The sequence below is a fragment of the Flavobacterium sp. SOK18b genome, assembly GCF_014156605.1.
In the GTDB taxonomy this organism is placed as follows: domain Bacteria; phylum Bacteroidota; class Bacteroidia; order Flavobacteriales; family Flavobacteriaceae; genus Flavobacterium; species Flavobacterium tiangeerense.
Genome location: NZ_QKNZ01000056.1, coordinates 1 through 8,489, shown reverse-complemented (window position 1 = coordinate 8,489; position 8,489 = coordinate 1). Strand labels below are relative to the sequence as shown.

7 protein-coding genes are annotated in these 8,489 nt (G+C 33.3%); 5 read left to right on the top strand and 2 right to left on the bottom strand.

The window, feature by feature from the left end:
* Positions 1-44 precede the first annotated feature (44 nt).
* Positions 45-1,271: an aminotransferase class I/II-fold pyridoxal phosphate-dependent enzyme gene (locus DNC80_RS09440; RefSeq protein ID WP_182650994.1), complete on the bottom strand. Its 1,227-nt coding sequence runs from the start codon at positions 1,269-1,271 to the stop codon at positions 45-47.
* Between the two features lie 268 nt (positions 1,272-1,539).
* On the opposite strand from DNC80_RS09440, the gene DNC80_RS09435 reads away from it, so the two are divergent.
* Positions 1,540-1,998: an Lrp/AsnC family transcriptional regulator gene (locus tag DNC80_RS09435; RefSeq protein ID WP_182650993.1), complete on the top strand. Its 459-nt coding sequence runs from the start codon at positions 1,540-1,542 to the stop codon at positions 1,996-1,998.
* A gap of 133 nt (positions 1,999-2,131) precedes the next feature.
* Positions 2,132-3,535 (top strand): dihydrolipoyl dehydrogenase, encoded by a 1,404-nt coding sequence (lpdA, locus tag DNC80_RS09430; protein ID WP_182650992.1) that lies wholly within the window; start codon positions 2,132-2,134, stop codon positions 3,533-3,535.
* 67 nt (positions 3,536-3,602) lie between these two features.
* Here lpdA and DNC80_RS09425 read toward each other — a convergent pair whose 3' ends face one another.
* A complete protein-coding gene (locus DNC80_RS09425; RefSeq protein ID WP_182650991.1) occupies positions 3,603-3,983 on the bottom strand; it encodes a DoxX family protein in 381 nt (126 codons plus the stop codon).
* A gap of 176 nt (positions 3,984-4,159) precedes the next feature.
* Here DNC80_RS09425 and DNC80_RS09420 point away from each other — a divergent pair, with 176 nt between their 5' ends.
* From DNC80_RS09420 to DNC80_RS09410, 3 genes are all read left to right on the top strand, one after another.
* Positions 4,160-5,446, top strand: coding sequence for an anthranilate synthase component I family protein (locus DNC80_RS09420; protein ID WP_182650990.1), 1,287 nt, complete (start codon positions 4,160-4,162; stop codon positions 5,444-5,446).
* Between the two features lie 14 nt (positions 5,447-5,460).
* A complete protein-coding gene (tilS, locus tag DNC80_RS09415; RefSeq protein WP_182650989.1) occupies positions 5,461-6,774 on the top strand; it encodes a tRNA lysidine(34) synthetase TilS in 1,314 nt (437 codons plus the stop codon).
* Positions 6,771-8,489 (top strand): protein-disulfide reductase DsbD (locus DNC80_RS09410; protein WP_182650988.1); only part of this gene is annotated, 1,719 nt, incomplete at its 3' end. The genes tilS and DNC80_RS09410, both read left to right, overlap by 4 nt.

Below are 8,489 nucleotides of genomic sequence, written 5' to 3'. Positions count from 1 at the left end.
GCAGCAAAATATTTTGCTGCTTTTTCAATTTTATACTAAAAATACTATTCTGCCAAAATGGATTCTGATGTCAGTACGTTCAATTCTATCATGCATTGCTTCATCATTTGAAACGTTCTTTCAATATCATTATCCAAACCTATTGAAAATCGAATCAAGCCATCAGTCAATCCCATTTCTATTTGTTCTTGCATTGGAATTTCGCTTGATGTTGATGTTCCCGGTGCGCTAAATAAAGTTTTATAAAATCCTAGACTCACAGCAAGGTAACCTAAGTTTTTTTCTTGCATTAATTCCATCAAGGCATTTGCTTTTTCTAAAGTACCTACATCAAGCGTCATCATACCTCCAAATCCATACTCATGATTAATCATAGACGAATACAATTCATGACTAGGGTGACTTTTTAAACCAGGATAAACCGTTTTTAAACCTTCTTTTTCAAAACGTTCGGCTAGATACATTGCGTTGTAGCTATGTTGTTTCATTCTAATATGCAGTGTTCTTAGGTTTTTCATTACGCTTGCAGATCGCAAACTATCCATTGTAGGGCCTAATAACATACTAGCTCCACTATTTACATTTTTTAAGCTATTGATAAATTCTTGCGATGCACACGTTACACCGCCCACAGTATCACTACTGCCATTAATGTATTTTGTTAAACTGTGAATCACAATATCAGCGCCTAATTTTGCAGGAGAAACAGATAATGGTGAAAAGGTGTTGTCAACCACGAGTGTCAAGTTGTGCTTTTTTGCAAGTATAGAAAGCCCTTTAATATCAGCAACTTCTAGCAATGGGTTACTGACTGTTTCACAATATAGCACTTTAGTATCTGAAGTGATGGCTGCTTCTACAACATCTAGTTTTGTAATATCAACAAAGGTAGTTTTGATTCCTAATCTTGGAGTAAAATTCTTCAAGAAAGCATACGTACCACCATAAATTGTTCTGCTCGAAACAATGTGATCACCAGTTCCGCACAACTGCAAAAGAGTAGGTGTAATGGCACCCATTCCAGATGCCGAAACATTTGCCGACTCTGTTCCTTCCATAGCTGCTAAGGCTTTGTCTAAGTATAAATTACTTGGTGAGGAATGACGAGAATACAAGTAGCAACCTTCCATATTTCCTTCAAACGTATCGAACATGGTTTTTGCAGAAAGGAAAGTATAGGTAGAGGAATCAGAAATCGATGGATTTACACCTCCAAATTCTCCAAAATACTGTAAATCTTGGATGTTATCTGCGGGATTGAAATTTTTCATAAGTTTTTTTTTGAAGCTATTCCTGCTATTCGCTATATCTTTTATTCGCTGAGGCGAATAAAAGGATGTCGCTTCTATCAGGGCTAGGGGATCACGGTTTTAAGATTAATTCTATTTCAAATTAACAGTGTTCTAGATTAATAATCAATATTACTCGTTAATTTTAGATTTTTAAACTATAAAAAACATTAAATGTTATTAAATTTTCTAATTTAGCATCAAAAATAGGATTGGTATAGATTTTTTTTCATTTATAAATTTCAAGAATATGATTTTAGACGCTATTGATAAGAAACTCTTGTATTTATTACAATCAGACAGTAAAAAAACAACTAAGGAGCTTTCATTAAAGTTAAATTTATCAGTAACTGCAGTCTATGAGCGGATTAAAAAACTAGAAAGAGAGGGAGTCATTGCTAAGTATGTAGTATTGATTAATCGATCCCAGGTCGAAAAAAGTTTTGTAGTTTTTTGTCATTTAAAGTTAATACAACATACCAAAGAATTTATTGCAAAGTTTGAAAGTGAAGTAATCCAACTAAAGGAAGTTATTGAATGCCATCATGTAAGCGGAGATTATGATTATATTTTAAAAATAGTGGTAAAAGATATGGAAGCCTATAGAGAATTTTTGGTTACAAAACTTACCACACTACAACACATTGGTAGTACTCACAGTACCTTCATGATAAGTGAAGTTAAAAATACCACTGTTATAGATGTATAATAAGTTTTTCTGGATTTCATTTTTTTTAAGTCCATAAATTAATCCCAAAAAACCTGCTTAATTCAAGCTGAAACAAAACTAATTTCTTAATTTTGTCACACTTTTATATAAACTTCACAAAAATAAATATACTATGAGTTCATTTGACGTAGTCATTATAGGTTCTGGCCCAGGCGGATATGTATCTGCTATTCGTTGTGCACAATTGGGATTTAAGACAGCAATTATTGAAAAATATTCCACTCTTGGAGGAACCTGCCTAAATGTAGGCTGTATTCCTTCAAAAGCATTGCTTGCTTCTTCTCATCATTACAGTGAAATTGCACATTTTGCAGATCATGGTATTGAACTTTCTGGTGAAGTAAAAGTCAATCTTGAAAAAATGATTGCACGCAAACAAGCGGTTGTGGATCAAACTTCAGGTGGAGTTAAATTTTTAATGGATAAAAATAAAATCACAGTTTTTGAAGGTTTAGGTTCTTTTGTTGATTCTACACATGTTGCTGTTGCAAAAGCAGATGGAACTTCTGAAACTATTGAAGCAAAAAATATTATCATAGCAACCGGTTCTAAACCATCTTCTTTGCCTTTTATCAAAATCGATAAAGAAAGAATTATTACCTCTACTGAAGCCTTGAAGCTAAAAGAAGTGCCAAAACATTTGGTAATTATTGGTGGTGGAGTTATAGGTATAGAATTAGGTCAAGTGTATTTACGATTGGGAGCACAAGTTTCTGTGGTAGAATATTTAGATCGAATTATTCCAGGAATGGATGCATCTTTGTCTAAAGAATTGACAAAAGTATTAAAGAAACAAGGTATGAAATTCTACGTTTCTCACAAAGTGAAATCAGTAGAGAGAAATGGTGAAGGAGTTGTTGTTCAAGCCGAAAATGCTAAGGGAGAAACAATAACATTAGAAGGAGATTATTCATTAGTTTCTGTAGGTCGTCGTCCTTATACCGATGGATTGAATGCAGATAAAGCAGGTGTTAAAATATCTGAAAGAGGAATGGTTGAAGTAAACGATCATTTGCAAACAAATATTCCTAATATCTATGCAATAGGGGATGTAGTTCGCGGTGCAATGTTAGCGCATAAAGCTGAAGAAGAAGGTACAATGGTAGCTGAAATTCTAGCAGGACAAAAACCACACATCAATTATAATTTGATTCCAGGTGTTGTATACACTTGGCCAGAAGTTGCTGCTGTAGGTCAAACTGAAGAGCAGTTGAAAGCTGCTGGAGTTGATTTTAAATCAGGTAGTTTCCCATTCAAAGCTTTAGGTCGCGCACGTGCAGGTGGTGATTTAGATGGTTTTGTGAAAATTCTAGCTGACGCAAAAACAGATGAAGTACTTGGAGTTCACATGATAGGTGCTCGTTGTGCTGATTTAATTGCCGAAGCAGTTACTGCTATGGAATTTAGAGCGTCTGCTGAAGATATTTCAAGAATGTCTCATGCACATCCAACTTTTGCAGAAGCGATCAAAGAAGCTGCTCTAGCTGCTACTGATAATAGAGCATTACACGTATAAGAAATAAAAAATTATTATAAACAAAACCCGCTAAATCAGCGGGTTTGTTGTTTTTGTAAACTTTAGATTATAAATTAGGACTGAATAAGGATTGGTATTTTTTCCAATGAAAACCTATTAAAAATACATTTCCAAGGAATAAAAATAAAGCTATTGGTAAACCTTCAGGAGCTAAAAATAAATTAATACATAAGATATTAAAGCTAACAGGAAGTAGTACAAGGTTAGTAAGTGTTACGTATTTCCCCGATAAATAGGATAATCCACAAATCAATTCAATAGCTTTTACCAATGGCAACAAGTATAAAGAGGCAGCTATTCCGTCATTAAAGACTTTTAAATTTCCCGCTACTTCTGGTTCTGGAAACAGTTTGAGGAAATAACTGGCAGACGCAAACAATAATAAAATACCCAGTAAAGATCGAAAAATAAGGATTGCAATTTTCATGGTTATAGTTTTTAGATGTTAGTTTGTATATTTATTTATGAACTAGGTTTTGTTTCTAATTTTTTCAAAAAAGAATTTAGGCTTATCAAACTTATGAATTTTTAGTTAATTTTAATAAATATTGAGGGCTTAAGGTTTTTTTTTTGTTGTAATTTTGTTTTCAAACACCACTATTTTTGAGAACATCCATTGAGAAAATTATAAACGACCCGGAGCGCTTCAAGGAGCAACTTTTAACTTGGTCACAAGAGCACAGAGAAATTATTTTTTTAGATAGTAATTCGTATCCGCAGCAGTACTCGTCTTTTGATTGTGTGCTTGCAGTTGATGCTTTTACATCTTTAAAAACAGATTATTACAATGCATTTGATGATTTAAAACAGTATCAAGAAAGCACTAAGGATTGGTTGTTTGGTTACTTATCTTATGATTTGAAAAATGACGTTGAGAATGTTTTATCAAAAAATAATGACTTTTTAGATTTTCCAGATTTGTTTTTTTTTCAGCCCAAAAAAGTATTTGTACTCAAAGGAAACAAACTTGAAATTCAATATTTGAATTTTTGTGATGATGAAATAGAGTATGATTATGAAACTATTTTGTCAACAGAAAGTCCTATCAATACAATTTTTGAAACTGTTCATGTGCAACAAAGGATTTCTAGAGAAAATTATTTGAAGAAAGTGATTAAAGTAAAAGATCACATTCATCGCGGAGATATTTATGAAGCTAATTTTTGTATGGAATTTTTTTCAGAAAATACAGTGATTGATCCATTGCAAAAGTTTTTAAAATTAAATTCCATTTCAAAACCACCTTTTGCTGTTTATTTTAAGAATCATAAGCATTATATACTTTCGGCATCACCGGAACGGTATTTAAAAAAGGAAGGAGAATTAATAGTTTCTCAGCCTATAAAAGGTACATCAAAACGTTTTTTGGATCCAACTGAAGATGAAAAATCGAAGAATAAATTAGCACTAGACCCAAAGGAACGTGCAGAAAATATAATGATCACCGATTTGGTTCGAAATGATTTGGCACGAACAGCTCAAAAAGGCAGTGTTCAAGTAACAGAGCTATGCAAGATTTACTCATTTTTGCAAGTGCATCAAATGATTACTACTATTACCTCTAAACTTGATTCTCAATATGCTGTAATAGATGTCTTAAAATCAACTTTCCCAATGGGAAGTATGACAGGGGCACCAAAAATTTCTGTCATGAATATCATTGACGAACTTGAAGAAACTAAAAGAGGCGTTTACAGTGGAGCAGTTGGATATTTTACTCCTAACGGTGATTTTGATTTTAATGTAGTTATCCGAAGTATTTTTTATAATAGTGCTTCAAAATACGTTTCTTTTTCTGTGGGAAGTGCCATTACTTCTTTATCGGTTGCTGAAAAAGAGTATGAAGAGTGTTTACTAAAGGCTCATGCTATGCTTGAGGTTTTGCGTTAGTTAAGTTAAATAAAATGATACAACAAATAGAGAAACATATTCAGCAAAACCTATCTTTTTTACAAGGTAAAAAGGTGCTTTTGGCAACCAGTGGTGGTATAGACAGCATGGTTATGGTTCATTTGTTTCAGCAAATGGGATTTAACATGGCTATTGCTCATTGTAATTTTCAGCTTCGAGGTTTAGAAAGTTTTGAGGATCAAAAATTTGTTCAAGAGTACGCATCAAATAACAATGTTCCTTTCTTTTTTACTCAATTTGACACCAAGGCATTTTCCGAAGATTTTAAAATATCCACACAAGTTGCCGCAAGAGAGTTGCGTTACAGCTGGTTTTACGAAATTTTAGAGCAAGAGCAATACGAATATATTCTTACGGCACACCATGCTGATGATGCTCTTGAAACTTTTATAATCAATTTAAGTCGAGGAACTGGCATTGAGGGTTTGACCGGAATTCCGGAACAGAATGATCGTGTAGTAAGACCACTTTTGGCATTTAGCCAAGATGAAATTACACGTTATGCCCAAGAGAACAATATCAAATGGAGAGAAGACAGCAGCAATGCCACAGATAAATACCTTCGAAACAAAATCCGACATCAAGTTATACCTTTGTTAAAAGATATTAACTCTAATTTTTTGTCAACATTTCTTAATACGCAAACCTATCTTCAGGAAGCTCAAGTTATGATAGAGGATGCCGCTATTATGATTTACCAGCAGGTGGCAAAGCAAGAGGATGAAATTATATATCTTGATATTAAAAAATTAAAACAATTACCTAATTATAAATCCTATTTGTACCAGTGGCTCAAAGAATTTGAGTTTACATCTTGGGATGATATTTATGCACTTGTTGAAAGTCAATCAGGCAAGTTTGTTCTCGCTCCTCAATACCGATTATTAAAAGATAGAGATTCTTTAATCCTTAGTCCGATAAATTTCGTAGATGAAAGAGAAGAGTTTAAAATTGATAGGGATTTACATGAAATTATATCGCCCATTCATTTGAGTTTTCAGTCGGTTGAAAAATTGACAGCTGTAAATGAGAATATAATTTTTGTAGATGCAGATAAATTAAAATATCCATTAGTATTACGCCGATGGAGAGAAGGAGATGTTTTTCAGCCTCTTGGTATGGAAGGAAAGTCTAAAAAAGTGAGTAAAATTTTTAAAGACGAGAAAATATCACTCCTAGACAAAGAAAATAGTTGGATTTTGTGTTCCAATGAAGCTATTGTCTGGATCCTTTCAATAAGACAAGACGAACGATTTAAAATAGACCAACAAACTAAAAATATTCTAAAAATAGAACGAAGCTCATGAAAAAAATTATTCTTTTAATTATTGCATTTTTGGCTTTTGCCAATGGTAATGCTCAAATTTTAGATCCTGCAAAATGGACTACTAAAATTGAAAAAAAGTCAGATACCAGATACCTCTTGATTTTTAATGCTGTTATTGATAACGAATGGCATTTGTATTCACAATTCACGCCAGATGGCGGACCGCTTCCTCTTGAAATTATATTTAAAAACCAAAAAGGAAATTTTAAACTTATTGGCAAAGCCAAAGAAAGTAAAACGAGAACAGCCTTTAATGATATATTTGAAGTAAACGAAACTTTTTTTGAGAAAAAAGCTCAAATTCAGCAAGAAATTGAACTTATAAATACTAAGCTTACTGAGGTTAAAGTAGATTTTAATTATCAGGTTTGTAAAGATGTTTGCATCAATGTTGAAAAGAATTTCACTATAAAAATTCCTCAAAAAGAAAGTGCAACCACAGAAGTAGCACCGGTAGTAAATGTTGCGACCGGGGATTCAACTCAGTCAAAAGAGGTTGTTGATACTGTGAAAACAGAGATTAAAGCTGATAAAACCGCTAAAATAACAGCTCCTATAGCTGAAAAGCCAGAGGAAAAAAGAGGATTATTGTCTATCTTTTTTATTGCATTTTTATCTGGGTTTGCAGCATTATTAACACCATGTGTTTTTCCAATGATCCCTATGACGGTTAGTTTTTTTACCAAACAAAGTAAAACTAAGGCAAAAGGAATTCGTAATGCTATCATTTACGGTATTGCAATCATTTTTATATATGTTGTTTTAGGGTTTTTGGTAACGGCAATATTTGGAGCTGATGCCCTAAATGCTTTATCTACCAATGTATGGTTCAATATCATTTTCTTTATTTTATTAGTTGTTTTTGCATCTTCTTTCTTGGGCGCATTCGAAATCATGTTGCCAAATTCTTGGGCGAATAAAGTAGACAATCAAGCAGATAGAGGTGGTATTATTGGTATTTTATTCATGGCATTGGCTCTAGCCATAGTTTCTTTTTCATGTACGGGACCTATTGTAGGAACTTTATTAGTAGAGGCAGCATCAAAAGGAGGTATTGCACCTATTGTAGGAATGTTTGGTTTTTCATTAGCGCTTGCATTACCATTTATGTTGTTTGCCATGTTCCCAGGTTGGTTGAATTCATTGCCTAAATCAGGTGGTTGGTTGAATACGGTTAAAGTAGTATTAGGTTTCTTAGAATTGGCATTAGCCTTTAAGTTTTTATCTAATGCTGACTTGGTATTGCAGCTCCATTTCTTGGAAAGAGAAGTGTTTTTAGCTATTTGGATTGCAATCTTTGGAACATTAGCTTTATATCTTTTTGGAAAAATTATACTCCCACACGATAGTCCATTAAATCATATTTCGGTAGGAAGATTGTCTTTAGGATTAGTTGTTTTGGCTTTTACAGTGTATTTAATTCCAGGGATTTGGGGAGCGCCATTAAAATTAATTTCAGGTTTTCCACCGCCTATGACCTACAGCGAAAGTCCTTATGGAGTAGGAAATTCAAAAGGAGGCTCAGCAACAACAGCTCAAGTTTTACCAGATGGAGCTCATTTAGGACCACATGATTTAATAGCTTTTGAGGATTATGACAAGGGAGTAGCTTACGCAAAATCAGTTAACAAACCTATTTTATTAGATTTTACAGGTTATGCGTGTGTAAATTGTAGAAAAATGGAAGATTATGTT

Bases quoted from the DNA above. Each gene is read 5' to 3' on its own strand.
- tilS (WP_182650989.1), top strand. From the start codon at position 5,461: ATGATACAACAAATAGAGAAACATATTCAGCAAAACCTATCTTTTTTA.
- DNC80_RS09440 (WP_182650994.1), bottom strand. From the start codon at position 1,271: ATGAAAAATTTCAATCCCGCAGATAACATCCAAGATTTACAGTATTTT.
- lpdA (WP_182650992.1), top strand. From the start codon at position 2,132: ATGAGTTCATTTGACGTAGTCATTATAGGTTCTGGCCCAGGCGGATAT.
- DNC80_RS09435 (WP_182650993.1), top strand. From the start codon at position 1,540: ATGATTTTAGACGCTATTGATAAGAAACTCTTGTATTTATTACAATCA.
- DNC80_RS09425 (WP_182650991.1), bottom strand. From the start codon at position 3,983: ATGAAAATTGCAATCCTTATTTTTCGATCTTTACTGGGTATTTTATTA.